The following is a 23,716-nucleotide window of genomic DNA, read 5'->3' as shown; positions in this document are numbered from 1 at the left end:
GCCGCCGGCGCCCGGGTCCCGCCCCCGACGGCGGGACCCGGGCACACCGGAACTCCACAGGAAGGGCACAAGCCAGCCCCAGATCCCCGCGCGACGGTGGAGCCAGCACCGAAGCGAGGAGGATCCATGCGCACCGACCTGACCGCCCCGACCGTCACCGTACTCGGCGACCCCGGCCCGATCGCCGGGCTCGCCCGCCGGCTGTCCACCGCCTGGCGGGTGCGCCACGCCGCGAGCCTCGACCACGTGCAGCCCGGCGAGCTGGTGCTGCTGGTCCACCCGGTGGTGGCGACCGTCGCGCGTACCCACCGGGAACTGCCGGCCGGATGCGCCCTGGCCGTGCTCGTCGACGGCGGCGCCGACACCGCCACCATCGCCGACGTGCTGCTCGCGGGCGCCGACGTCTGCGTCCGCGACGGCTCCACCGCCGTCCTGGCCGGTCATCTCGTCGCCTGTCACCGGCGGCTGAGCCGAGCGCCGTCACCCGGGGTCGACCGCGACCCGGTCCCGGCCGGTGCCCACCGGGCGGCGGTGGCCCGATGACCGACATGATCGCCCGCCCCACCGCTGCCACGCCCGCCGCGCCGCCGGCCCCGGTCGAGCACCCGGCCACCGTCGGGCACCCGGCAACCGGGCCCGGCCCGGTCGACCAGCCGGCCCCGGCCCTGCGGCCGGCACCCGGTGCGCCGGGCGGGGTGGCGTGGCCGCCCATGGAGCCGTCCCGGACCGCCGGGGCGCCGATCCCGCCGCCGGAGACGCCGGCGACCGCGACCCGGACCCGGCCGTGGCGCCGCCGGGCCGTCGCGGCGGGCGCCGTACTGGCGCTCATGCTGGGCGGCGGCGCCTCCGGCGCGCTGGTCACCGAGCGGCTGCTCGACGACGGGACCGTCGCCACGGCGGTGCGGGTCGTGCCCGCCTCGACCAGCACGATCGACAGCCTCTCGGCGGTGGTCGCCGGGGTGTGGCCGAGCATCGTCACGGTCACCGCCACCGGCACCGGCGGCACCAGCCTCGGCTCGGGCGTCGTCCTCGACACCGACGGGCTGATTCTGACCAACGCGCACGTGATCTCCTCCGGCGGCAGCCTCGCCGTGGAACTGCCCGACGGGCGGACCGCCCCGGCCACCCTCGTCGGCAGGGACACCGGCGCGGACATCGCGCTGCTGCGGGCCGGCGGTCTCACCGGGCTCACCCCGGCGACGCTCGGCTCCGACGCGACCCTGCGGGTGGGCGACCAGGTGGTGGCCTTCGGCAGCCCGCTCGGGCTGGAGGGCACGGTGACCTCGGGCATCGTCTCGGCCCTGGACCGCTCGGTCGACGACATGAGCGGCCTCATCCAGACCGACGCGGCGATCAACCACGGCAACTCCGGCGGCGCGCTGGTCGACACCGCCGGCCGGGTGGTCGGCATCAACGTCGCCATCGCCACCACCGGGCAGGACGAGGGCAGCATCGGGCTCGGCTTCGCCATCCCGGTCGACACCGTCCGCGCCGTGGTCGACCGCCTCACCCAGCAGTGAGGAGGGGGCTGCTACCTCAGGGCGTCAGCTCGGCGGCGCGGCGGAGCAGGGCCCGCCGCTCGGGGTCGGAGCGGACCGCCTCGGCGGCGGCCCGGAACAGCGCGGCGGCGCGTACCGGGTCGCCGTGGCGGGCGGTCAGCTCGGCCTCGGCGGCCACCGCGGGCGGGTAGCCGTCGAGTGCCCCGCCGGCCCGGGCCTCGGCGAGCAGGGCCAGGCCGGAGGCGGGGCCGTACGCGTAGCCGTGGGCCACCGCCCGGTTCAGCCGTACCACCGGGGTCGGCTGGCGCGCGACCAGCGCGTCGTAGCAGCCGGCGATGACCGGCCAGTCGGTGTCGGCGGCGGTCGGTGCGGTGGCGTGCGCGGCGGCGATGCGGGCTTGGAGGGCGTACGGGCCGTCGCCGGCCCGGTCCAGCAGCGCGACGCCCTCGGCGACGGCGGCCCGGTCCCACCGGCTGCGGTCCTGCTGGTCGAGGGTGAGCAGGTCGCCGGACGGGTCGCGGCGGGCCGCCCGGCGGGAGTGGTGCAGCAGGAACAGGGCGAGCAGCCCGGCCGCCTCGGGCTGGTCCGGCATGAGCGTGTGCAGCAGCCGGGCCAGCCGGATCGCCTCGGCGGCGAACGCGGGCTCGCCGTCGGCGTCGTACCCCCGCGTGAAGAGCAGGTAGAGCACGGCCAGCACGCCCGGCAGGCGCTCGACCAGCGCGGGCCCGGTCGGCACCCGGTACGGGACGCCGGCCGCGGCGATCCGGGCCTTGGCCCGGGTGAGCCGCCGGGTCATGGTCGACTCGGTGACCAGGAAGGCGCGGGCGATGTCGGCGGTCGGCACCCCGGCCACCGTGCGCAGGGTCAACGCCACCCGGGCCTCCAGCGCCAGGGCCGGGTGGCAGCAGGTGAAGATGAGCCGGAGCCGGTCGTCCACCACGTCTCCCTCCGGTCGTGCGGGCGCGGGATCGGTCAGCAGTGCCAGGTCGCGCAGCTTGCGGCGTTCCACGCTGGCCCGGCGCAGCACGTCCACGGCACGGTTGCGGGCGGCGGTCATGAGCCACCCGCCCGGGTTGTCCGGCACGCCCTGGCGGGGCCAGCGCTCCAGCGCCGCCGCGAGGGCCTCCTGGGCGCAGTCCTCGGCGAGGGTCCAGTCGCCGGTGACGCGGATCAGGGCGGCCACGATCCGCGGGTACGCCTCGGCGCCCGCGTCGGCGACCGCCCCGGCCGCGTCGGTCATCCGGATCAGTCCTCCACCAGGGGGCGCAGCTCGATGCGCCCGGCGTACGCCATCGGGTGCGCGCGGGCCACCTCGACGGCCTCGTCCAGGTCGGCGCACTCCAGCAGGTCGAAGCCCACGATGACCTCCTTGGTCTCGGCGAACGGGCCGTCGCTGAGCAGCAGTTCGCCGTCGCGGACCCGGACCGTGGTGGCGGCCGACGGGGCCGCGAACCGGCTGCCGGTCAGCCGCTGGCCGTTGGCGTCCCGCTCGGCCACCCACTTCTCGATGTCGGGCGCGGCGTCCGGGTTGCGGTCGGGCTGGGTGTCGGTGCAGACGAGCATCATGTACTTCATCGCTTCACTCCTGTCGGTCGTGCTTCCATCCACCCTGACGAACGGGCGCCGCGCATCCGGACAGCCGTGCCAAGAAAATATCGGTGGTGATTTCCGGGGCCCGCCGGGGTAATGCCGGGCGATGTTCTTCATCTTCGGGCTCCGGACCAAGGTCGACCGGTCCGGCGTGGTCACCCAGGTCTGCCGCAACTGCGGCAACCAGGCCGCCCAGGTCATCACCCGGCGGGCCACGAAGTTCACCCTCTTCTTCATCCCGCTGATCCCGGTGCGCACCCGCTACGCGCAGCAGTGCACCTTCTGCGGCGCGCAGTACGAGGTCTCCCGGGCCGAGGCCGAGCGCCTCCCGGTCGGCTGACCGTGGCCCGCTTCCTCTGCTGGCTGATCGGCCGCCAGCCGGTCACCCCGCCGGCCGCGCCGGTGCACACCGTCTCCCGCCCGCCGTGCACGCCCGGCCGCCGGCACCACCGCCGTACCCGTCCGACGGCGGGCGCCCAGTCCCCCCGCTCACCCTGGAACCGGTCCGCCGGCCGCTGAGAGGTGGCGCAGCGGCGGGCAGCGCCTATCCTGGCGGATCATGACCGACACCGCGCAGCGCCTGGCCGAGATCCGGGGTGGCGTGCCGCCCCGGCGGCACAACGCCCGCACCATCGCCGCGCTGACCGGCAACCCCGGCTGCACCCGCCGTGCCGTGCTGGACGGCGCCGGGGTCGACAAGCCGAAGCTGGCCGAGCGGGTCGGCTTTCCGGCCCGGTTCGGTCAGTCCCGCTTCGCCATCACGCGGGGCAACGCGTTCGAGGCGCAGGTGAAGGCCGACGGCGGGGCGGAGCTGCTGCGCCTGGTCGCGGAGCGGCTGGGCGTGCCGGTTCCGGACCGCGCCACCTGGACCGATCTGGGCGGCGACGAGGACCGGCCGGAGCGGTCCCGCGCCGCGCTCACGGCGCCCGAGGACGGGCCGGCGCTGTTCGACCACCCCCTGCTCGGGCTGGACGTCGCCGGCCGCCGGGTGAATCTGGAGCCGGATCTGGTGGCCGCCCGGCTCGCCGGCCGCTTCCACGTCGTGGAGATCAAGTCCTTCCCGGTCATCGACGGCCAGGCCGACCCGGCCAAGGTCGCGGCTGCCGCGATCCAGTCCGCCGTCTACGTGCTGGCGCTGCGCGAACTGCTCGCCGCCGAGGGGTGGGACCCGGACCTCGTCTCGCACGAGGTGGTGCTGGTCTGCCCGCGCGACTTCGCCAACCGGCCGGTGGCCAGCCTGCTCGACGTGCGCAAGCAGCTGCTGGTGCTGCGCCGCCAGCTCGATCGGATGGCGCGGATCGACGACCTGCTGGCCGCCGTGCCGGCCGGGTTCACCGCCGACCTGAGCGCCGCCCCGGCCGCGCTGGCCGGCGCGCTCACCGAGGTCCCGGCCAACTACGCGCCGGACTGCCTGGCCGCCTGCGAGCTGGCCTACTTCTGCCGCCACGAGGCGCGCGGCCACACCGGCGCGCTGGGCCGGCCGGTCCGCGAGGCGCTGGGCGGTGTCGCGGAGGTGGCCGAGGTGCTGGCGCTCGCCGAAGGCGTTCGCGCCCCGGAGCCGGAGCAGGCGGAGGCCGCCGCCCTGCTGCGCGCCGCCGCGCGCCTGCGCGCCGACGCCCTCGCCGGGCATCCCGCATGAGTACGCCCCGACAGCCTCGCCGGGCACCCCGCATGAGTACGCCCCGACACCCCGCCCGGAGGACCCGGTGAGCACCCTGCGCGCCCTCGCCCAGGCGCAGGCGGTCGCCGCCGGGGTGGCCCAGCCGGTGGCCACCGTCCGGCACCTGCACCTGTCCGACCGCCCGCTGGTGCTGGTGCCGCTCGCCCTGGCCGGCGAGGCCAACGCGCCGCTCGCGGCTCTGGTCGGCGCCGCGCCCGACGAGGCCCGGCTGCTGGTCGTGCCGCAGCCCCGCAACCGGGACCAGCGCTTCGCGTTCGCGGCCGAGCTGGCCGGGATCGTGCTGCCCTACCTGGACGAGTTCCGGGACCGCACCGAGGCGGTGCCGGTCGACCGGGGCCGGGACGTCCGGCAGCGCTACGTCGACGCCCCGCAGGTGCTGGTGCCGAACCCGGCTGGGATCACCTTCCTGCGGCTGTTCGGCCGCTCGACCCGGTTCCGCCGGCCGGACGGCGAGCACCCGGTGCACCCGTCGGTGCCGCTGCTCGGCCGCTGGCTGACCTTCTTCGCGGAGCGCGCCGAGCACCCCGGCTCGGCGGCGCTGGTCGCGCTGACCGAGGCGCTGACCCTGCACTGGGCGACCGGGCAGAGCGCCGTGGAGGACCTGCACCTGCCGGCGCTGCTGGGCTGGCTCGACCCGCCGCCGGGGCTGACCGGGGCCGAGGCGGCCGCCCGCGCCGAGGATCCGGCCCGCTGCCCGCCGGCCGGCCCGGCCACCGACCCGGACTTCGACAACCACCGGCTCGCGCCGGCCATCGAGGCGTACACCCGGGCGGCGGACGATCCGGAGGCCCGCGCGGCCGCGTACGCGGAGCTGGAAGGGCTGCTGCGCGACCAGCTGACCCCCACCTGGGAGCTGATGTGGCGCGGCGTCGGGTTGCTCCGCGCGCTGCCGCCCGGCGCGCGGGTGGCCGGCCGCTGGGACGGCGACAAGGACGCCTTCACGGCGCACGCCGAGCACGTCGACGCCGGTGGCGGCCCGCAGCCGCGCCGGGACGGTGCGGTCGCGGCGGCGGCGCGGCTGCACCGGCTGGAGCGGGCGCTCGCCTCCTACGCGGTCCAGCGCGCCTACGACGACCCGCTGGTGATGGCCGAGCACTGGCTGACCGGGGAGGCGTTCATGGGCGACGTGACCCTGGCCGACCCGAAGCGGGTGGACGACACCGGCAAGCGGCCGGTGCTGCGCCCGCGCATCCAGGTGGTCACCACCGAGCCGGTGCTCGTGCCGGTCGGCGCGACGCTCTACTCACCGGCCCGCCCGGGCCAGAAGGCCAGGGTGGTCTTCGTGACCCCGGCCGCGGACGGCAAGACCGAGGTGGTGCTGGAGCTGTCCGGCGGGATGGGGCGCGGGCTGACCGCCGCCCCGGGCAGCGTGCCGGAGGTGGGGGAGCGGCTGTGCCTCACCACGCTGTCGGACGGCTTCCTGCCGGCCGGCGCCTTCCCCGCGCCCGAGGAGACGCCGTGGACCCATGGCGGGCCCCCGGCCGTGGCACCCGCCCCGGACGCCTCCGCGGAGGAGTGGTCCTGAGGCCTCAGCCGAGGGCGGCCAGAGCCTCGGCCGCCGCCGGCCGCTGAGGGTCCGCCGCCAGCAGCGCCTCCAACGCCTTCCGGTACGCGACCTCGCGCGCCGCCCCGGCCGGCGTCTCGACGTCGGGGACGACCCCGCACCCCTCCCAGTTGGTGCCGCTCGCCGCGTTCACCGGCCGGGCCACCGGCACGGTCAGCTCCAGGTGCGGGTGCAGCTTGTGCCCGACGCGCGGGTGCGCCCCGCCCCGGCTGCGCTCGCCGACCACGGTGGCCCGGCCGAGCTGCTGGAGGTCGTACGCCAGCTCCTCGCCGCCGGAGAACGTCTCCGGGCCGGTCAGCACGAGCACCGGCTTTTCCGGGGCGTAACGGGGCACCGGCAGCCAGGCGGCGCTCCAGTACTGGTGGGTGGCGCCGGCCCGGTCGTGCATGGTGTGCAGGTGGGCCGGCTCGGCGAAGAACCAGCCGCAGACCAGGGCCACCATGTCCGGGCTGCCGCCCCGATTGTCGCGCAGGTCGAGCAGGAGCGCGTCGGTGCCGGCGAGCAGCCGCAGCGCGGCGACCACGAGGTCGCCGGCGAGCTGCGGGGGGAAGAGGTAGGGCGCGATCGCCAGCAGCCCCACGTTGCCGGGCAGCCGTTCCACCCGGGCCACGCCGCCCATGGTGGACGCGGCGAGCTGGACGAACTGCTCCTCGGCCGGGTCGCCGTCGATGTCGGCGAGCGGCGTCTCGTGGTGCTTGAGCCGCAGGTGCAGGTCGCCGTTGACGGACTGGAGGTCGGTGGTGACCCGCGCGCCCAACGCCGCCGCGTCGGTCGCGTCGGCGTAGGCCCCGGCGCGGAGCCGGTCGCCGAGGTGGGCGGCGACCTGGCCGGCCACCTCGGGAAAGACGTACTGCTCGGCGACCAGCTTCGTGGCCCGCTCGACGATGTCGGTGATCTCGTCCTGACGCATGTCCTGAGTAGAGCAGCCCGGTTGACAAAGCGTCAAGAGAATTGGACGCTTTCGGGGTGAACCCCGAGACCGAGCTGGAGGTCCGCACCCCGGCCCAGTTCAAGGCGCTGGCCCACCCGTTCCGGCACCGGCTGCTCTTCGCACTCGGATCCGGGCCGGCCACCATCAGCCAGCTCGCCACCGGGCTCGGCGCGGCCAAGGGCACCGTCGCCCACCACCTCAAGGTCCTCACCGAGGCCGGCATGGTCCGCACCGCGCACACCCGCCAGGTCCGCGGCGGCACCGAGCAGTACCACGAACGGGCCTTCCGCCGCCTGACCGGCGAGACCGTCGACGCCGGCGCCACCAGCGCGATGTTCGGCGCGGTCGCCGAGGAACTGGCCGGCGACCCCGACCCGCTGCTGCACCTGCGCCACCTGCGGCTCACCCCCGCCCAGGCGCAGCGGCTCCGGGCCACCCTCGACGCGCTGGTCGGCGAGGCCGAGGAGGCCGCACCGGACCAGCCCCGGTACGGCGTCCTGGTCTCCCTCTACCGCCGCGGCGACCCCGCCCGCCCCGACCCGTCGGGGCGGTGACCCTGCGCCGAACGGCCCTGGCGGCGGCACCGGGGCCTGGCTAGGCTTGCGCCGTTCGCCGTCCGCAACCGGTCCTCATCGTCGAGGGTGCACGTCTGAGACAGAGCCGGAGCGAATCCGTTGTACCGCAGCACGACGTGAGCCTCGCCGCCGTGGCGCCGGCCCGTCGCCCGCTCTCCGGCCGTGTCGGGCTCGTCGCGGCCGTCCTCGTCGTACTCGCCGAAGCGGTGTGGCTGGTGGCCGGCCTGCCGGGCGCAGCCCTCGTCAGTGACCTCGGCGCGGTCGCGCTGGCGAGCTGGGCGGCGGTGGCCTGCACCCGCGTGGCCCGCCGGCACCCGGCCCCGCTGCGCCGGTTCTGGGCCCTGCTCGCGGCCACCATGGCCCTCGCGGCCCTCGGCCGGACGGTGTGGACGGTCGAGCGCCTGGGCGGACGCGAACTGCCGAACACCGCGCTGGTCGGCGTGCTGTTCACCGCCGGCATCGTCACCGGCACCGCCGCGCTGCTCTGCTCCCTGACCGCCCCCCGCAGCCTGGTCGGGCAGGCCCGCACCCTGCTCGACGGAGTGATCGTCGGGCTGGCCCTCATCCCGATCGGCTGGGTGGTGGTGTTCCGCGACCTCGCCGCCGCCGACCTGGCCGATCCGCTGCGCACCTTCGGGCTGCTCTACCCGATGCTCGACCTGATGCAGCTCACCATCCTGGTGGCGGTCGCCGGGCCGGCCCGTCCGATGTGGCGGGCGCTGACCGTCATCGGGGCCGGCCTCGCCACCCGGGCCGCCGCCGACGCCGTCTACGTCTCGCTCGTCGCGCACGGCACCTACGCCCCCGGCCATCCCATCGACGTCTGCTGGCCGCTGAGCTACCTGCTGATGGGCCTCGCCACCCGCTACCCGCCGCCGCTCACCTGCGAGGAAGAGGAGGAGACCGGCGAGTCGCCGCTGCCGCCGTGGTGGCGGGTCGCCCTGCCCTACCTGCCGGTCGGCGGCGCGATCGTCGCCGTGGTGCTCGCCCGCCGGCCCACCGGGCAGACCCCGCACCTCATCTTCCTCGGCATGATGACGCTGCTCGGTGTGCTCGCGCTGCGCCAGGGACTGGCCGCCAACGAGAACCTGCGGTTGGTCGCCCGGCTGCGCAGGCTCGCCTACTCCGACCAGCTCACCGGCCTGCCCAACCGGCTGACCTTCACCCGGCGGCTGCGCCGGGCGCTGCGCGACGACGGCCCGGTCGCCGTGCTGCTGCTCGACCTGGACGGGTTCAAACAGGTCAACGACCGCTTCGGCCACGCCGCCGGTGACCGGCTGCTGAGCACCATCGCGGAGCGGATGCGCGACGCGACCGGCCCCGACGGCATGATCGCGCGGCTCGGCGGCGACGAGTTCGCCGTGCTGGTCGCCGGCGACCGGCCCGTGCCGCCCGAACGGCTCGCCGGCCGGCTGCTCGCCGCCCTCGAACCACTGCCCGGCGAGGAGGACCTGGGCGTGCACCCCTCGGCCAGCATCGGCATCGCCGAGTACGGCCCGCAGCACGCCTCCCACACCGACCTGCTCCGCGACGCCGACATCGCCATGTACGCGGCCAAGGCGGCCGGCAAGTCCGCGTACCAGACCTGCACGCCGCAGCTGCGGGAGTCGGCCGTGACCCGGGCCGAGCTGATCGCCGACCTGCGCCGCGCGGTCGACGAGGGCCAGCTGCTCATGGAGTTCCAGCCCATCGTCGACCTGTCCAACGGCGCGGTACGCAGCGCCGAGGCGCTGGTGCGCTGGCGGCACCCCCGGCTCGGGGTGCTCCCCCCGGCGCGGTTCCTGCCGCTGGCCGAGGAGACCGGGCTGATCCTGGCCATCGACCGGTGGGTCATCCACGAGGCGTGCCGGGCGGCGGCCACCTGGCGTGACCGGGCGCCCGGGGTCACCGTGGCGGTCAACATCGCCGCCGCCCACCTGCGCCGGCCCGACCTCATCGCCACGGTCACCGAGGCGCTGGGCGCCGTCGGCCTGCCGCCCCGCGCGCTCACCCTGGAACTCACCGAGTCGGCGCTCATCGAGGGCAGCGAGGCCGTGCTCGACCGGCTGACCCAGCTCCGCGACCTCGGCGTCGGCATCGCCATCGACGACTTCGGCACCGGCTACTCCTCGCTGAGCTACCTGCACCGCATCCCGGCCACCGAACTGAAGATCGACCGGTCCTTCGTGGCCCGCCTCGACGCCGACGACGCGCGGGCGTACGCCACGGTGGAGATGGTCAACCGGCTGGCCGGCGCCTTCGACCTGGCCGTGGTGGCCGAGGGCGTGGAGACCGGCGGGCAGCACGCCGCGGTGACCGCGATCGGCTGCCTGCACGGCCAGGGCTGGCGCTACGGCCGCCCGGTCACCCTGTCCGGGCTGCTCGACACGTTCGCCCCGGTCGACGCGGCCCGCTGACCGGCCCGGCCGGCTCAGGGTCGAAGGTCCCGGACAGGACAGGGGGTTCGGCCCTGCTCGCGGTGCCCCGTCCACCGCCACGATGGTGTCGCAAACAACGAACGACACCATCCACACAGGAGATAACCATGAAGCGACGGACGCTCGACCTGTTGTTCAGCATCGGTGGGCTGGGCCTCGCGGTCCTGCTGCTCGTCGTCGGCGTCGTCCTGACGACGAACGCCAACTTCGCCAACCACTACGTGCACGACCAGCTCGCCGCCCAGCACATCAGCTTCACCCCGGCCGACAAGCTCAGCGACGAGGAGAAGAAGTCGGACTGTCTGCGCGAGTACGCCGGCAAGCAGCTCAACAGCGGCAAGCAGGCCGAGTGCTACGCCAACGAGTACATCGGCCTGCACCTGAAGTCGATCGGCGGCGGCAAGACCTACGCCGACCTGGGCGCCCCGCAGACCGCGCTGCGCGAGCAGGTGGCCCAGGCCGAGCAGGCCAAGGCCGCCAACCTGGCCGACCTTCAGAAGCAGCTCGCCGACGTCACCGCCCAGCGGGAGACCGTGTTCAAGGGCGAGACGCTGCGCGGCATGCTGCTCACCTCGTACGGGTTCAGCGAGTTCGGCCGCAAGGCCGAGCAGGGCGCCCTGGCCATGTACCTCGGCGCGGCGCTGCTCCTGCTGCTCTCGGTCGCCGGCCTGGTGCACGCCTTCCGCACCCCGGCCAGCGCGGCGTTCGCCGCCCCGGAGAGGGAGCGGGTCACCACCTGATCCGGTCCCCGATCGCCCCCGGCCCCCCGCATCCCCGGCGGAGGCCGGGGGCGGTCGCCGTTTCCCGCCAGCCGGAGCCCACGGGCCGCAGAATCGGGCTTGACCCTCACGCAACGGGAGGCGGCAGCCTTGGTGGCGGAAGGGAGGAACCATGGCGTACACGGTGGGTCAGGTGGCGCGGGCGGCCCGGGTGACGGTCCGCACGCTGCACCACTACGACGAGATCGGGCTGCTCTCGCCGAGCGGCCGCACGGCGGCGGGCTACCGCCGCTACGACGACGCGGACCTGGAACGGTTGCAGCTGATCCGGGCCTACCGGGAGCTGGGGTTCCCGTTGGAGGAGATCGCCGAGATCCTCGACGACCCGGGCGGCGACCCGCTGCCGCACCTGCGCCGGCAGCATGAGCTGCTGAGCGGACGGATCGGGAAGCTGAAGGACATGGTCGCGGCGATCGAACTCGCGATGGAGGCGAGAAAGTTGGACATTCAGCTCACCCCGGAGGAGCGGTTCGAGGTGTTCGGGGACTTCGACCCGGACGAGCACGCCGAGGAGGCCGAGCGGCGCTGGGGCAGCACCGAGCCGTACCGACAGTCGACCGAGCGGGCCGCCCGCTACTCCAAGGACGATTGGCTCCGCAACAAGGCCGAGAACGAGGAGTGGGGGCGGCGGATCACCGCGCTGATGGCGTCGGGCGCGCCGGCCGACTCGCCGGAGGCGATGGCGCTGGCCGAGGAGCACCGGCAGCTCATCAGCCGGTGGTTCTACGACTGCTCGTACGAGATCCACACCGGGCTCGCGGACATGTACCTGGCGGACCCGCGGTTCACCGCGTACTACGAGAAGATCCGGCCGGGGCTGGCCGCGTACCTGAACGAGGCGATCCACGCCAACGCGATCAGCCGGGCCTGACCGGTCCCGGGTGCCAGGATGGGCCGGACGGCTCACCCTCGGGAGGTCACGTGATCATCGTCGCCGGCACCCTCTACGTCGACCCGGCCCAGCGGGACGCCTACCTGTCCTCCTGCACGGAGGTCGTGCGGGCGGCCCGCTCGGCGCCGGGTTGCGTGGACTTCGCGGTCAGCGCGGACCTGGTCGAGCCGGGCCGGATCAACGTCTACGAGCGGTGGGAATCCGACGAGCAGCTGCTCGACTTCCGCGGCTCCGGCCCGGACGGGGAGCAGGCGGCGATGATCCTTGGCGCCGAGGTGCACCGGTTCCGCATCTCCGGCGTCGAGGCGCCGTGACCGTGGGCGCCCGACCGCCTGGCCGGGCGCCCGCGCGACAGGTTCCTGCTACAAGATCAGGTCGAGCAGGAGGACGCCGGCGAAGCCGACCACCGAGATGATCGTCTCCATCACCGACCAGCTCTTGATGGTCTGCCCGACGGTCAACCCGAAGTACTCCTTCACGAGCCAGAAGCCGGCGTCGTTGACGTGCGAGAAGAACAGCGACCCGCAGCCGACGGCCAGGGCCAGCAGCGCCACCTCGGGGCCCTGGAGGGTGGCCGCGAGCGGCGAGACGATGCCGGCCGCGGTGATGGTGGCGACGGTGGCCGAGCCGGTAGCCACCCGGATGCCGACCGCGACGAGCCAGCCCAGCAGCAGCGGCGACAGGTTCGCGCCCTTGGCAGCGTCGGCGACCAGGTTGCCGACGCCCGCGTCGACCAGCACCTGCTTGAAGCCGCCGCCCGCGGCGACGATCAGCAGAATGCCGGCGATCGCCGGCAGTGAGCCGCCCAGGAAGCCGGAGACCTGGTTGCGGCTGAACCCTGTCCGGTAGCCCAGGAAGATCATCGCGAAGATGACGCCGGCCAGCAGCGCGACGATCGGGGTGCCGATGATGTCGAGCGCCTTGCGGCCGCCGGTGTCCTCGGCCAGGGTCAGCTCGCCGATGGCGCGCAGCAGCATGAGCACCACCGGGAGCAGCACGGTGACCACGGCGGCCCAGAGCGCCGGCTCGCGGCGGGCGCGCGGGCCGACCGGCTCGTCGATCGGGGCGCCGGGGCGGCCGGCGCCCGGGTTGATCAGGTCGTCCTCGGTGACCAGGTCGCCATCGGCGTCGAGGCGGCCCTCGCCGGGGCGGGTCGGCCGCCGGTCTCCGCCGACGGCGAGCGGCCGCCGGGTGGGCAGCAGCGCCTCCGGCGCGGTGGCCGGCACGTACCGGGCGATGAAGTTGCCGAAGACCGGGCCCGCGATGATCACCGTGGGGATCGCCACGAGCAGGCCCAGCGCCAGGGTCTGGCCGAGGTTGGCGCCGAGGGCGTCGATGGCGACCAGCGGGCCGGGGTGCGGGGGCACGAGACCGTGCAGCACCGACAGGCCCGCCAGCGCCGGGATGCCGATCTTCATGAGCGGCACGTCGACCCGGCGGGAGACCAGCAGCACGATCGGCACCAGCAGCACCACGCCGACCTCGAAGAAGAGCGGGAGGCCGATCAGCGCGGCCACGCCGGCCATGGCCCAGGGCAGCGCGCCGCCGGAGACCCGGCCGACCACCCGTTCCACGATGCTGTCGGCGCCGCCAGACTCGGCGAGCAGGCCGCCGATCATCGCGCCGAGGGCGATGAGCAGGCCCACGCCGCCGACGGTGGAGCCGACCCCGCCGCTGAACGAGGTGACGATCTTGTCGGCGCTGACGCCGGCGACCACGCCGAGCACGGCCGCGCCGAGGATCAGCGACAGGAACGGGTGCACCTTGCCCCAGGCGATGAGTACCACGACCGCGGCGATGCCGAGCAGGGCGGCGATGACGAGCTGGGTGTTGCCGGCGTTGGTGAGGGGTTCCGCCGGTGCGGCGAGCAGTGTGACCACGGCAATCACGACCTTCGGTAGTCGTCCGTGCCTCCGGGACGGGCGATCACTGGGGAGGAGCGGTGGGTGGTGGCTCCGGCGGCAGGCTTGGGGCCAGCCGCCGCAGCGACGCGAACGTCGGTACGAGCGCGTCGTACAGCTCGGAGAACAGCGGCAGCAGTGCTGCGTACGTGGCGGCGGAGGCGGGATCCGGGCGGACCGTCTCCTCGATGCGAACCAGGTCAGCGGCGACCTCGATCGACTCGATCAGGCCGAGCGCCTGCATGCCGAGCAGGGCCGCCCCGAAGCTGGAGCCCTCGTGCCCGGCCGGGAAGCGCACCGGCATGCCGAGCGCGTCGGCGAGGATCTGCCGCCACAGCGGGCTGCGGGCGAAGCCGCCGCTGGCGCGGACCTCGCGTACCTCGTTGCCGGCCGCCCGGACCGAGGCGAGGACCAGGGCGAGTTGCTGGCAGACCCCCTCCAGCGCGGCCCGGACCAGGTGTGGCCGCCCGTGCCCGTGGGTCAGCCCCACGTACGCGCCGCGGGGCAGCGCGCTCCAGTGCGGCGCCCGCTCGCTGAGCAGGTACGGCAACATGATCAGCCCGCCGGAGCCGACCGGCGCCCGGGCGGCCAGGTCGAGAAGCTCCTCCTCGGCGTGCTCGCCCAGCTCGGGGGCGAGCGCCTCGTTGGCCCACTGGAGGACGATCCCGCCGTTGTTGATCGCCCCGCCGACCACCCACCGCTGCTCGGTGAGGGCATAGCAGAAGACGCCGCCGAGCGGGTCGACGCCGGGGCGCTCCACCATCACCCGCATCGCCCCGCTGGTGCCGATCGAGCAGGCCACCTCGCCGGGATGCACGGCACCGAGCCCCAGGTTCGCCAGCGGCCCGTCGCCCGCGCCCACCACGATCGGGGTGCTCGCGGGCAGGCCGGTGGCCCGGGCGGCTTCGGCGGTCAGCCCGGGCAGCACGTGGGTGGTGGGGACGAGCTGCGGAAGCTGCTCCTCGGTGATCCCGGCGATGCGCAGCGCCTCGGCGTCCCACGCTAGCCGGTAGATGTCCATGAGGCCGGTGGCGGAGGCGACCGAGTGGTCGGTGACCAGCGCGTCGGCCAGCCGCAGCAGCACGTAGTCCTTGATGCTCACCCAGTGCGCGACCCGCTCGTGCAGCTTCGGTTGCTGCTCGGCGAACCAGACCAGCTTGGGCAGCGGCGCCATCGGGTGCACCGGGGTGCCGGTGCGGCGGTGGATGGCCAGTCCGGAGGGCACGGCGCGCAGCCGTTCGGCCTGCGCGCTGGCCCGGGAGTCGGCCCAGGTGACCGAGGGGGTGAGCGGGGTGCCGTCGGCGTCCAGCCCGATCAGGCTGTGCATCGCGGTGCTGAACGACAGGCCGGCGACAGGCCGGCCCAGCTCCTGGGCCACCGCCCGGATCGACCCGACCACGGCGTCGAAGATCAGTGCCGGGTCCTGCTCGGCGTATCCGGGGTGGGGTTCTTCCAGGGGGTAGCCGATCGAGTGGGTGGCGAGCTGCCGGCCACCGGTGTCGTATGCGACCGCCTTGGTGCTGGTGGTGCCGATGTCCACCCCCACCACGACGGCCGGGTCGCCCACCGGTGCACCTCCTCGCGTCCCGGGGGCCGCGGCGCGTCCCGCCCTGCGGCTGACGTTACCGAGCCGCCCAGGGTGCCGCACGGCGAAAGTGGGAGGCTGGAGACCGGTGATCATCTATGTCGGCCTGACGGCGAGTGCCTGCTGCACGCCAGCCCCGAGGCGCGCTGGGCGGTGTACCACTCCGACTGGCGCAACCACATCGACGAGAACCAGCCGGTGCTCACCGGCTACGGCGAGCCGGTCGACCGGCTGCACCCGGAGCAGGCCACGGCGACCGGGCTGCCGGTGGCCACGCCGCTGGACCTGCGCGACTGGTTCGACGAGATCACGGCCCGCGCCATGACGACCGGAGCCCCGCCACCGGAGTAAGCGCACCCAACGCAGTGGATTCCGCCTAACGTGTCCCGCAATCACCCATTCGGTCAAATCAGCGACTTACGCGTGTCTTGCCACCCCCGCCCCGCCGTTGACATGAAAGACACCCCGATTGGTGGGCTCGCGCGGCGGAGGAGTCGGCGTGGCGATAACTGATTCGACGGGTTCCACATGGCGTTACCGGTGGGCGCACCGGCACAACGACCGGCGGCAGCGGGCCTTCCGCGCGGCCGACGAGGCGTGGCGACACCGCGACGAGGAGCTGCGCCGACTGCGTACCCTCGCCGGCTCCTTCCACGGCTCGCTCGAGGCCGGCGAGGGCCTGCCCATCGAACTGGCCCCCGGCGAGGTGGTCTTCTGGACACTGCCGGCCGCGCAACTGGTCGAGATGCGGCACACCGCCGTGCTGCCGGCCCCCGAGCTGACCGTCGACCCGGAACCTCCGGTGCTGCGCCCCCGCCGCCCCGAAGGGGTCAAGGTCGTCGACGCCGGGCTCGCCGTGCTCACCAACCGCCGTCTCGTCCTGCTCGGCGGGCGCGGCCGGCGCGACTGGACGTACGGGCGGATGACCGGCCTGTCCCACGACCCGGCGGCGCCGGTCACGCTGATCCAGGTCCTGGACCGGCGGCGCACCTCCGGCCTGCTGCTGCCCACCGGCGCAGTGGCCGACTTCCGGTTCAAGCTCGCCCTCGCCTTCGCCGACGCGATCGAGCAGCGCCCCGCGGTCGTCGCCCAGCTCGACGAGCTGATCGCCGAGCACGAGGCGGAGCGGCCGGAACGGCCGGCCGTGCTCACCCCGGCCCAGGCCCGGCTCTCCGGGCTGCTCCCCGGCGGCCGGCGAACCGTCGCGGTCGCCCTGGCCCTCGCCCTGATCGTGCCGGCCATGCTCTTCGAGTCCGACCCGCCGGTGCGCCCCGGCTCGGACCGGGCCGCCGCGGCCACCCCGGACGCCACCGCCACCCCCGCGCCTCCGGCGATCGCCCCCGCCGTCCAGGTCAAGCCCACCCCCAAACCGCAGCGGACCCGGCCCGCGCCGGCGCCGCCGCCGGCCCGGAGCGCCACGCCGCGCCCGGCCGCCGAACGCCGCTGCGGCGCCCCGGCCAACCCCTACGGGTACGACTTCTGCGGCGGCACCCGGATCCGCAAACCGGCCCCGGGAATCTGCGACTGGTTCGACTGCGTGCCCGGCTTCTGGTCCGGCCACGGCTGGCTGGTGCAGTGCCGCGACGGCACGGTGAGCCTGACCGGCGGGCGGCGCGACGCCTGCGCCGGCAACCAGGGCTTCCGCCGGACCTTCTGGACCTGACCGTCCACCCGGGACCGCTAGCCTAGGCGCGGCGCGCGGGCCGTCGCCCGCAGCGGGAGCAGGCCGGCGAGGACCAGGGCCGCGCCGATCGGCAGCAGGTCCAGGTTCACGGCGATCGCCACGAACCCGACCAGCGTCAGCACCGGCGCCCACACCGGCAGCAGCCGCGCCGCGGCGGACCGGTAGAGCAGCACCAGCAGGCCCACCTCGAACAACACCGGCCCGCCCAGCAACACCAGATCCGGCGTGTCCACCGCGTCGGCGAAACGCGGGAACAGGTCGCCCAGGATCACCCAGACGAAGGCGGCCGCGCCGACCAGGCCGGCGAGCGCCGCCACGTCATCCACCGCCCGCAGCCGCGTCGAGCGGGTACGCAGCACCCCGTGCAGGCCCACGATCAGCGCCGCGAACCCGAGAATGCCGAGCAGGAACAGGGTGTGCCCGGTGTTCCACGCCCAGGCGCCCTTGTCGCTGTGCCCGTCCAGGCGGTCGATCAGGCGCAGCAGGCCGTAGCCCAGGAGCAGCAGCGACGCGGTCACGGCCACCGGCCGCAACCAGGGGTACGCGGGACGCGTCCGGATATCGGTGAGGGTCATGGCCTCAGCCTCGTCGCCAGGCCGGCCGGGAACATCCGGGCTCACCCCCGACCGGCCCCCCGGATTAACCGTTCGCGACCCTCAGGGTGCGCGGCTAGCCTCCGGCACGTGTCCCGCACCGTGACCCTGGTCCTGCTCGACGCCGACGGCCGGCCCCTCGGCGCCCTGCCCCCGTACGACGTGCCGGAGCCGTGGTGGCAGGAGGTCGGCTCGATCGTCGACGGGGCCCGCCGCCGGCACGGCGTCGATGTGGCCGTGCTGCGGCTGCTCACCGGCGACCGCCCCGAACCGCCCGGCGGCCACGTCACCTACCTGGGCCAGGTCACCGAGCCACCCGCCGTACCCCTGGCCCCGGCAGCGGTGGACCTCACGCCGCACCCGCTGCGCGCCCCGTACGCCGAGCCCGGCGGCCCGGCCCGCAGCATCGCCTGGGCCACCGGGGAGCTGCGCCGGCTCGGCCGGCCGGTGACCGCCGTGGCGCAGCAGCGCACCTGGAACCTGTCGGCCATCTGGCGGCTCGACGGCCCGGCCGGCAGCGCCTGGCTCAAGCAGGTGCCCCCGTTCTTCCGGCACGAGGCCGCCGTGCTGCGCTGGCTCGGCACCGCCGCGCCCACGGTCGCCCCCACCCTGCTCGCCGCCGACGGCACCGGCCGGATCCTGCTCGACCACGTGCCCGGCGAGGACCGCTACGACGCCGACGAGGCCGAGCGGGCCGCCGTCGCCGCCGAGCACCACCCCGTCCAGCTGCGCGCCGCCGGGGAGGCCGCCGCGCTGGTCGCGGCCGGCGTACCCGATCTGCGCGGGCCGGCGCTGGCCGGCTGGATCCGCGACCGGCTGGCCCCGCACGACACCACGGTGGCCGCCGACCTGCTCGCCGGCCTCGACGACCGGCTCGACCGGGTCCGCGACTGCGGCCTGCCCGACACCCTGGTCCACGGCGACCTGCACCCCGGCAACGTGCGCGGCGACGGCACCCGGCGGACCGTCATCGACTGGGGCGACGCCTTCGTCGGCCACCCCGCCTTCGACATCCTGCGCCTCACCGAGACGCTCGACCCGCCCGTCGCGGCCCGGCTGCGCGACGCCTGGGCGGCCCGCTGGCGGGCCGACGTGCCGGGCAGCGACCCGCAGCGCGCCGTCGACCTGCTCCGCCCGGTCGCCGAGCTGCGGCTGGCCGCCGTGTACGCGATGTTCCTCGCCGGCATCGAACCGAGCGAACACCCCTACCACCGCGGCGACGTGCCGGCCTGCCTGACCCGAGCCGCCGCAGCAGCCTGACGACGGTAGATCGGTCGCTGGCGCGGGTGTCGCATCATGGCGTCGTGATCATGCGGAAGCGGCGCCACAAGAAGAAGGACCGGGACTGGTGCAGCTGCGACCTGCCCGACTGTGACGGCCCCGGCTGCTGCGACCTCGGCCTCTTCTCGCTGCTGCTGACCCTCGGCTCGGTCGCCGCCGGCGTGGTGCGCCGGCCGGCCATGGACCGCGCCGGGCGCGCCGCCATCCTCGGCTACCGCCGCTGGCTGTCGCACCGCTGGCCCGCCCAGTGCCGCTACACCCCCACGTGCAGCGCCTACGGCCTGGCGGCGGTGGAGCGGTACGGCCTCGCGGTGGGCGGGCGGCTGGCCGCCGACCGGGTCCGCCGCTGCCGGCCCGACGTCCCGCGCGGCACCGACGACCCGCTGCGCTGACGGCTCACCACCCTGGTCCACGGCGACCCCCGCCGCGGCGCCGTGCCGTGAGGGGGACGGGAAGCGGGGCCGGCCCGATCGGGCCGGCCCCGCTCAGGGGTGCATGAACCTTTCGATCAGCGGCGGCGCTCGACCACCGTCAGGGTGAAGTCGTCGTACGACGGCGCGTGCTTCCTGTCGCCGCCGTAGACGGCCCGCACCTGGTGCGTGCCGGGGCTGGGCAGCCGGTCGACCGTGCAGGTCGCCGTGCCCTTCTTCACCTGGGCCTCGCACAGCACGTCCTCGCCGATGAGGAACTGCACGGGGCCGGTCGCCGAGCTCGGCGTCACCGTGGCGGTGAGCTTCACGCTCTTGCGCCAGGTGGCCGTCACGTCGTCGGCGCGCACCGACGTCGGGATGCTCACGTCGGTCGGGGTCTTCGTCACGGTGACCACGCGGCTGGCGACCGCCTGGTTGCCGTTGGTGTCGGAGACCAGGTAGGTGAGGGCGTAGCTGCCCGGGGTGCCGGTGTCGACGGTGCCGACCACCTGGATCCGGTCGGTGACGTCGCCGTCGGTGTTGTCGACCGCGGTGACCCCGGCGAGCGGGTCGAAGTCCTTGCCCTGTTCGACCGTGGTCGACGCGGCGACGGTGAGCACCGGCGGGGTGACGTCGGTGCCGGCGGCGGTGGCGGTGAAGAAGCCGCCGAACTGGTCGGCCGAGCCGACCTGGTCGCCGTCGCCGGTGCGGCTGGTGCTGGTCCAGGCGTACAGCTCGCCCTCGGTCAGGCCCGTCCACGCCACGCTGGCCGGCCAGCCCGACTTCGCGGTGGCCGTACCGATCACCGTGTCGGTCGGGGTGACGACGACCAGGCTGTCCGTGCCGAAGCTGGTGGTCCGGCTGGACAGGTCGATCGGCAGCACCATGTTGTCCTCGGCGCCGTTGTAGCGCTTGCGGTCGTCGTACTCGGTGGCGCCGTAGTTGTTCAGCATCGGCGAGTAGGTGTCGATGCTCATCTCGGACCGCTCGACGTCGATCTGCAGCAGGCGCAGGAAGCTGGCGCCGAACTGGAGCAGGTCGGTCGCCTTGTGGTCGACGGTGCCGTCGCCGTTGAGGTCGAGGTTGCCGTTGGCGTCGACCTTCTCCGGCCACAGCTCGCCGGCGGTCATCTTGTAGAACTGGTAGTCCGCGAGCAGCTCGACCACGTCGTGGGACACCGTCACGCCGACCCCGGTCTTGAGGTTGGTGCCGACGCCGTGCTCGTGGCCGGCGAGGACCAGGAACACGTTCGGGTTGGCCCGGACGATGGTCGAGAAGGCCCGGGAGCCGTCGGTGGAGAAGTTGGCTCCGCGGCCGTCCGGCGTCCCGGACGGAGCGAGGTAGGCGTGGGTGAGCAGGATGCCGTTGCGGTCGTGGTACCGCTGGAACACCGAGCTGGCCCAGTCGGCCTCGGCCTGGGTGACGCCGTAGGACAGGCCGACGGCCACGAAGTCCAGCCCGCCGGCGGAGAACAGGACGTAGTTGTTCTGGTTGTCCTTGCCCCGGGTGACCGTGTTGCCCGCCGCGTCGGTGGTCTCGTCCCACGCGTGGTACGACGCCTTGGACACGGCCGGCCACTTCTGTGAGCCGTCGTAGTAGCGGTCCGGCCCGTAGTACTTGTTGAAGCGGGACGCCGGGCCGGTCTCGTTGCCGCCCTGGTTGTCGTGGTTACCCGCGACGACCTGGTTGACCAGGCCCGCGTCATCGAGGGTCCGCTGCGCCTCCGAGGTGAACTGGAACTCGCGGGTCACCTGCTCGTCCAGGCCCGGGTAGAGCAGGTTGCCGTTCGAGTCCTTGGCGAGCGGGTCGGAGTAGTCGTTCTCGATGACGTCACCGGTGTGCGCGGTGTAGGCGATCTTCTTGCCGGAGCCGTTCTCGGCGAGCCACCGGGTGGAGTCCCGGTAGGACTTCTGCCAGAGCGCCCGCTCCTCCATCGTCATCTTGTCGGTCGGCTCGTCGACGCCGTCGAAGTCGTCGTAGGTGCCGCCGGCCGCACCCTCGGCGAGGTACTGGGTGTCGGTGAAGTGGGCGAGCGAGAAGTCGTACGACGCGGGGTCGTCGAAGTGGTCCCGGTTCGCCGGGGCGCCGGCCGAGCCGTCGCGCGGTGCGAGGTCGTCGGCGAACGGGTCCACGCCGACGACCAGGACGTGCACCGTGCCGTTGTCGACGACCTCGGGCCGGACGGCGGCCTTCAGCGTGGTGTCGCCCTCGGCCTGGCCGCGTGCGGTGGCGAGCTCGGTCCACGCCGTGGTGGCGGTGTTCCAGGCGAGCAGGGAGACGGCCCGCTCGGGGTCGACCACGCCGCTCCACAGAATCTGGCGGCGCTCGCCCGACGGCGGCACCTGGACGTCGAACCGCTGGAACGGGATGTTGCCGGTGGACGGGCTGTTCGCGAGCTTGCCGTCGGGGCGCGGGCTCGCGCCGATCTGGCCGCCCTCGGTGTAGGAGAAGTCGAGGGTGGCGGGCATGACCGGGACGACGCCCTGGAAGCCGCCCGCCGGCACGCTCGGGGTGGCCTGCTTGAAGGTGGTGGTGACGTCACCGCCGTCGGGGTTGTGGGCGATCGCCGAGAGGGTGACCCGGCCGCTGCCCTGGCCGACGTCGGTGCCGCCACCGGTCGGGATGGCGTCGGAGGTGAACCGGACGGTCCTGGCGACCGGCTTGCCGAACACGTCGGTCGCCGAGATCTCCAGGGTGTGGCCGCCGGACTTCAGGCCGCCGCCGATCTCCTGGCCGACCTGCACGGGCTGGCCGTCGAGCAGGTAGCGCCAGCCGGTGGCGTTGCCCTGGTTGGCGACCGTCACCTGGAACTCGGTCGGGCGGCTGAGGTGGGCGCCCTCGGCCGGCACGGTCGCGGTGATCGCGACGCCCGCGTCCCGGACGTCACCGAGCGCGGCGACGTTGAGGGCCTGCACCTCGTCCAGGCCCAGAGCCCGGGAGTAGATGCGGGCGTTGCGTACGGTCGCCGGCGCCCAGAACTGGTTGACCGCGTCGGCGCCCACGAAGAAGTTGTTGCGGGCGGCGCCGCCGGGCAGCCCCAGCGGGGCGGGCGCGGCGACCGAGGCGGCCAGGACACCGTCGACGTACAGGCGGGCCGTGGCGCCGTCCCAGGTGCCGACGGCGTGGTACCAGCGGCCGGAGGAGATGGCGACCTGGGCGTTGCGGTACGCGCCGTTGGCGTACACGGCGAAGGTCAGCTTGTCGCCGTACACCACGATCGAGTAGCCGCCGCTCTCCTTCTCCGAGCACACCGAGTGCTCACCGGAGTTGGGCAGCGTGCCGTTGTCCTTGAAGGTGCACTCGATCGAGACCTGGTTGCGGATCTTCGCCCACTGCGCGTCGCCCATCGCGTAGGCGTACGCGTCGTTGGCGCCGTCGAAGGACGCGACCGGCACCTTCACCGCGCTGTCCTGCGCGATGACCGGCTCGCCGACGGTGGTGACGGCGAGGTTCTGCGCGTCGTCCTTCGGGGTGCTGTCGTCGAAGTCGACGTCGAGGACGTCGGCGACGGGCACCTGCGGCGCGAGCCCGTACGCCGAGGCCAGCTCGGCCGCCTCGGCGGCGGCCAGCGACCGGGTCCAGACCTTGCTGGCGGCGAAGGAGGCCGGCGGGGCGACCTGCCCGATGCCGGTGGGGGCCGCGTCGGCGCCGATCACGAACCGGCGCGAGGTCGCGGCGGGCGGGGTGAGCGCGCCGGTGGCCGCGGCGGAGCCGGCCAGCTGGCCGTTGAGGTAGAGGCGCAGCGTCTGGCCGTCCCAGGCCGAGACGGCGTGGTACCAGCGGTTGCCGGTGATCGGCGTCAGCACCGACTTGTAGCCGCCACCGATGTGGGCCATCGTGCCGAGGTTGCCGCCGGTGACGTAGACGGAGAAGCCGCCACCCTCCTTGTCGGAGCAGAGGTCCTTCTCACTGCTGACCGGCATGGCGGTGTCGACCCGGAAGACGCACTCGATGGCGAAGCCGGTGGAGAACCGGCTCCACTGGTCGGCGAAGTCGAAGGAGACCGCGTCGTCGACGCCGTCCACCTTCAGAAGTTCGTGGCCGAACGCGGTGTCGGTGGTGTAGGTCGGAGCGCCCCAGATGGTGGGGGCGAGGTTCTGCGCCCGGTCGGTGGCGGTGCCGCCGGTGAAGGCGACGTCGAGGACGTCGGCGGCCGGGACGGCCGCGGCGGCCTGGTTGACGCGGCCGAGCGTCGGCGCGTCCTGGGCGGGTAACAGCAGCGCACCGGCGGCCACCGCGAGCCCGAGCGTGGACGCGCCGAGCCGGCGCCACCCTCGGGCGATCGCGAGTCGTGTGGTCACGACATCTCCTTTGGTTGGGGGTTCTTCTGGTGT

21 protein-coding genes are annotated in these 23,716 nt (G+C 74.5%); 14 read left to right on the top strand and 7 right to left on the bottom strand.

Annotated features, from left to right (window positions below; genetic code table 11):
• Positions 1–126: 126 nt before the first annotated feature.
• Both ABZW14_RS16100 and ABZW14_RS16095 read left to right on the top strand, forming a co-directional pair.
• Positions 127–543 carry a hypothetical protein gene (locus ABZW14_RS16100; RefSeq protein WP_355346238.1) on the top strand — a complete coding sequence of 139 codons (417 nt, stop codon included), beginning with the start codon at positions 127–129 and terminating at the stop codon, positions 541–543.
• Positions 540–1,520 (top strand): trypsin-like peptidase domain-containing protein, encoded by a 981-nt coding sequence (locus ABZW14_RS16095; RefSeq protein WP_355346235.1) that lies wholly within the window; start codon positions 540–542, stop codon positions 1,518–1,520. Before ABZW14_RS16100 ends, ABZW14_RS16095 begins: the two co-directional genes overlap by 4 nt.
• Before the next feature lie 16 nt (positions 1,521–1,536).
• Here the strand turns inward: ABZW14_RS16095 and ABZW14_RS16090 are convergent, their stop codons facing one another.
• Complete coding sequence (locus tag ABZW14_RS16090; RefSeq protein ID WP_355346232.1) at positions 1,537–2,739, bottom strand: sigma-70 family RNA polymerase sigma factor; 1,203 nt, start codon at positions 2,737–2,739, stop codon at positions 1,537–1,539.
• A 5-nt stretch (positions 2,740–2,744) separates the two neighbouring features.
• The gene (locus ABZW14_RS16085) at positions 2,745–3,074 is read right to left on the bottom strand and encodes a YciI family protein (RefSeq protein ID WP_355346229.1); all 330 of its coding nucleotides are present in this window, start codon (positions 3,072–3,074) and stop codon (positions 2,745–2,747) included.
• A gap of 121 nt (positions 3,075–3,195) precedes the next feature.
• Here ABZW14_RS16085 and ABZW14_RS16080 point away from each other — a divergent pair, with 121 nt between their 5' ends.
• The 3 genes from ABZW14_RS16080 (at position 3,196) to ABZW14_RS16070 (ending at position 6,295) form a co-directional block, all read left to right on the top strand.
• Positions 3,196–3,429 carry a zinc-ribbon domain-containing protein gene (locus tag ABZW14_RS16080; RefSeq protein ID WP_355346226.1) on the top strand — a complete coding sequence of 78 codons (234 nt, stop codon included), beginning with the start codon at positions 3,196–3,198 and terminating at the stop codon, positions 3,427–3,429.
• Between the two features lie 219 nt (positions 3,430–3,648).
• A complete protein-coding gene (locus ABZW14_RS16075) occupies positions 3,649–4,728 on the top strand; it encodes a hypothetical protein (protein WP_355346223.1) in 1,080 nt (359 codons plus the stop codon).
• Positions 4,729–4,795: 67 nt separating this feature from the next.
• A complete protein-coding gene (locus tag ABZW14_RS16070; RefSeq protein ID WP_355346220.1) occupies positions 4,796–6,295 on the top strand; it encodes a hypothetical protein in 1,500 nt (499 codons plus the stop codon).
• A gap of 4 nt (positions 6,296–6,299) precedes the next feature.
• Here the strand turns inward: ABZW14_RS16070 and ABZW14_RS16065 are convergent, their stop codons facing one another.
• Entirely contained in the window at positions 6,300–7,244 is a 945-nt protein-coding gene (locus ABZW14_RS16065; RefSeq protein ID WP_355346217.1) for a S41 family peptidase, read from the bottom strand.
• A gap of 56 nt (positions 7,245–7,300) precedes the next feature.
• Between ABZW14_RS16065 and ABZW14_RS16060 the strand changes: the two genes are divergently transcribed.
• From ABZW14_RS16060 to ABZW14_RS16040, 5 genes are all read left to right on the top strand, one after another.
• On the top strand, positions 7,301–7,819 hold the full coding sequence (locus ABZW14_RS16060) for an ArsR family transcriptional regulator (RefSeq protein ID WP_355346214.1): 519 nt from the start codon (positions 7,301–7,303) through the stop codon (positions 7,817–7,819).
• A gap of 137 nt (positions 7,820–7,956) precedes the next feature.
• On the top strand, positions 7,957–10,236 hold the full coding sequence (locus ABZW14_RS16055) for an EAL domain-containing protein (RefSeq protein ID WP_355346211.1): 2,280 nt from the start codon (positions 7,957–7,959) through the stop codon (positions 10,234–10,236).
• Between the two features lie 128 nt (positions 10,237–10,364).
• Entirely contained in the window at positions 10,365–10,997 is a 633-nt protein-coding gene (locus tag ABZW14_RS16050) for a hypothetical protein (protein ID WP_355346208.1), read from the top strand.
• A 151-nt stretch (positions 10,998–11,148) separates the two neighbouring features.
• A complete protein-coding gene (locus ABZW14_RS16045; protein WP_355346205.1) occupies positions 11,149–11,907 on the top strand; it encodes a MerR family transcriptional regulator in 759 nt (252 codons plus the stop codon).
• A gap of 50 nt (positions 11,908–11,957) precedes the next feature.
• Positions 11,958–12,242: an antibiotic biosynthesis monooxygenase family protein gene (locus ABZW14_RS16040; RefSeq protein ID WP_355346202.1), complete on the top strand. Its 285-nt coding sequence runs from the start codon at positions 11,958–11,960 to the stop codon at positions 12,240–12,242.
• A gap of 48 nt (positions 12,243–12,290) precedes the next feature.
• Here ABZW14_RS16040 and ABZW14_RS16035 read toward each other — a convergent pair whose 3' ends face one another.
• Both ABZW14_RS16035 and ABZW14_RS16030 read right to left on the bottom strand, forming a co-directional pair.
• Complete coding sequence (locus ABZW14_RS16035) at positions 12,291–13,808, bottom strand: SLC13 family permease (protein ID WP_355346199.1); 1,518 nt, start codon at positions 13,806–13,808, stop codon at positions 12,291–12,293.
• A 46-nt stretch (positions 13,809–13,854) separates the two neighbouring features.
• Positions 13,855–15,396, bottom strand: a complete 1,542-nt coding sequence (locus ABZW14_RS16030) for a gluconokinase (RefSeq protein ID WP_355346196.1) — start codon at positions 15,394–15,396, stop codon at positions 13,855–13,857.
• Between the two features lie 171 nt (positions 15,397–15,567).
• Between ABZW14_RS16030 and ABZW14_RS16025 the strand changes: the two genes are divergently transcribed.
• Complete coding sequence (locus tag ABZW14_RS16025) at positions 15,568–15,765, top strand: hypothetical protein (RefSeq protein WP_355346194.1); 198 nt, start codon at positions 15,568–15,570, stop codon at positions 15,763–15,765.
• A gap of 148 nt (positions 15,766–15,913) precedes the next feature.
• Complete coding sequence (locus ABZW14_RS16020; protein WP_355346191.1) at positions 15,914–17,077, top strand: hypothetical protein; 1,164 nt, start codon at positions 15,914–15,916, stop codon at positions 17,075–17,077.
• 17 nt (positions 17,078–17,094) lie between these two features.
• Here the strand turns inward: ABZW14_RS16020 and ABZW14_RS16015 are convergent, their stop codons facing one another.
• Positions 17,095–17,673, bottom strand: coding sequence for a hypothetical protein (locus ABZW14_RS16015; RefSeq protein ID WP_355346188.1), 579 nt, complete (start codon positions 17,671–17,673; stop codon positions 17,095–17,097).
• A 108-nt stretch (positions 17,674–17,781) separates the two neighbouring features.
• Between ABZW14_RS16015 and ABZW14_RS16010 the strand changes: the two genes are divergently transcribed.
• On the top strand, positions 17,782–18,951 hold the full coding sequence (locus ABZW14_RS16010) for an aminoglycoside phosphotransferase family protein (protein ID WP_355346185.1): 1,170 nt from the start codon (positions 17,782–17,784) through the stop codon (positions 18,949–18,951).
• Between the two features lie 50 nt (positions 18,952–19,001).
• The gene (yidD, locus tag ABZW14_RS16005; protein ID WP_355346286.1) at positions 19,002–19,364 is read left to right on the top strand and encodes a membrane protein insertion efficiency factor YidD; all 363 of its coding nucleotides are present in this window, start codon (positions 19,002–19,004) and stop codon (positions 19,362–19,364) included.
• Between the two features lie 116 nt (positions 19,365–19,480).
• Here yidD and ABZW14_RS16000 read toward each other — a convergent pair whose 3' ends face one another.
• Positions 19,481–23,683, bottom strand: coding sequence for a LamG-like jellyroll fold domain-containing protein (locus ABZW14_RS16000; protein WP_355346182.1), 4,203 nt, complete (start codon positions 23,681–23,683; stop codon positions 19,481–19,483).
• Positions 23,684–23,716: the final 33 nt, after the last annotated feature.

This window comes from Micromonospora sp. NPDC004551 (genome assembly GCF_040609975.1).
In the GTDB taxonomy this organism is placed as follows: domain Bacteria; phylum Actinomycetota; class Actinomycetes; order Mycobacteriales; family Micromonosporaceae; genus Micromonospora.
This window is presented reverse-complemented; position numbering and strand designations above follow the sequence as displayed.

What these genes read in the sequence shown, in the direction of transcription:
- yidD (WP_355346286.1), top strand. Translation starts at nt 19,002, where the DNA reads ATGCGGAAGCGGCGCCACAAGAAGAAGGACCGGGACTGGTGCAGCTGC.
- ABZW14_RS16050 (WP_355346208.1), top strand. Translation starts at nt 10,365, where the DNA reads ATGAAGCGACGGACGCTCGACCTGTTGTTCAGCATCGGTGGGCTGGGC.
- ABZW14_RS16015 (WP_355346188.1), bottom strand. Translation starts at nt 17,673, where the DNA reads ATGACCCTCACCGATATCCGGACGCGTCCCGCGTACCCCTGGTTGCGG.
- ABZW14_RS16075 (WP_355346223.1), top strand. Translation starts at nt 3,649, where the DNA reads ATGACCGACACCGCGCAGCGCCTGGCCGAGATCCGGGGTGGCGTGCCG.
- ABZW14_RS16085 (WP_355346229.1), bottom strand. Translation starts at nt 3,074, where the DNA reads ATGAAGTACATGATGCTCGTCTGCACCGACACCCAGCCCGACCGCAAC.
- ABZW14_RS16095 (WP_355346235.1), top strand. Translation starts at nt 540, where the DNA reads ATGACCGACATGATCGCCCGCCCCACCGCTGCCACGCCCGCCGCGCCG.
- ABZW14_RS16080 (WP_355346226.1), top strand. Translation starts at nt 3,196, where the DNA reads ATGTTCTTCATCTTCGGGCTCCGGACCAAGGTCGACCGGTCCGGCGTG.
- ABZW14_RS16090 (WP_355346232.1), bottom strand. Translation starts at nt 2,739, where the DNA reads ATGACCGACGCGGCCGGGGCGGTCGCCGACGCGGGCGCCGAGGCGTAC.
- ABZW14_RS16100 (WP_355346238.1), top strand. Translation starts at nt 127, where the DNA reads ATGCGCACCGACCTGACCGCCCCGACCGTCACCGTACTCGGCGACCCC.
- ABZW14_RS16065 (WP_355346217.1), bottom strand. Translation starts at nt 7,244, where the DNA reads ATGCGTCAGGACGAGATCACCGACATCGTCGAGCGGGCCACGAAGCTG.
- ABZW14_RS16045 (WP_355346205.1), top strand. Translation starts at nt 11,149, where the DNA reads ATGGCGTACACGGTGGGTCAGGTGGCGCGGGCGGCCCGGGTGACGGTC.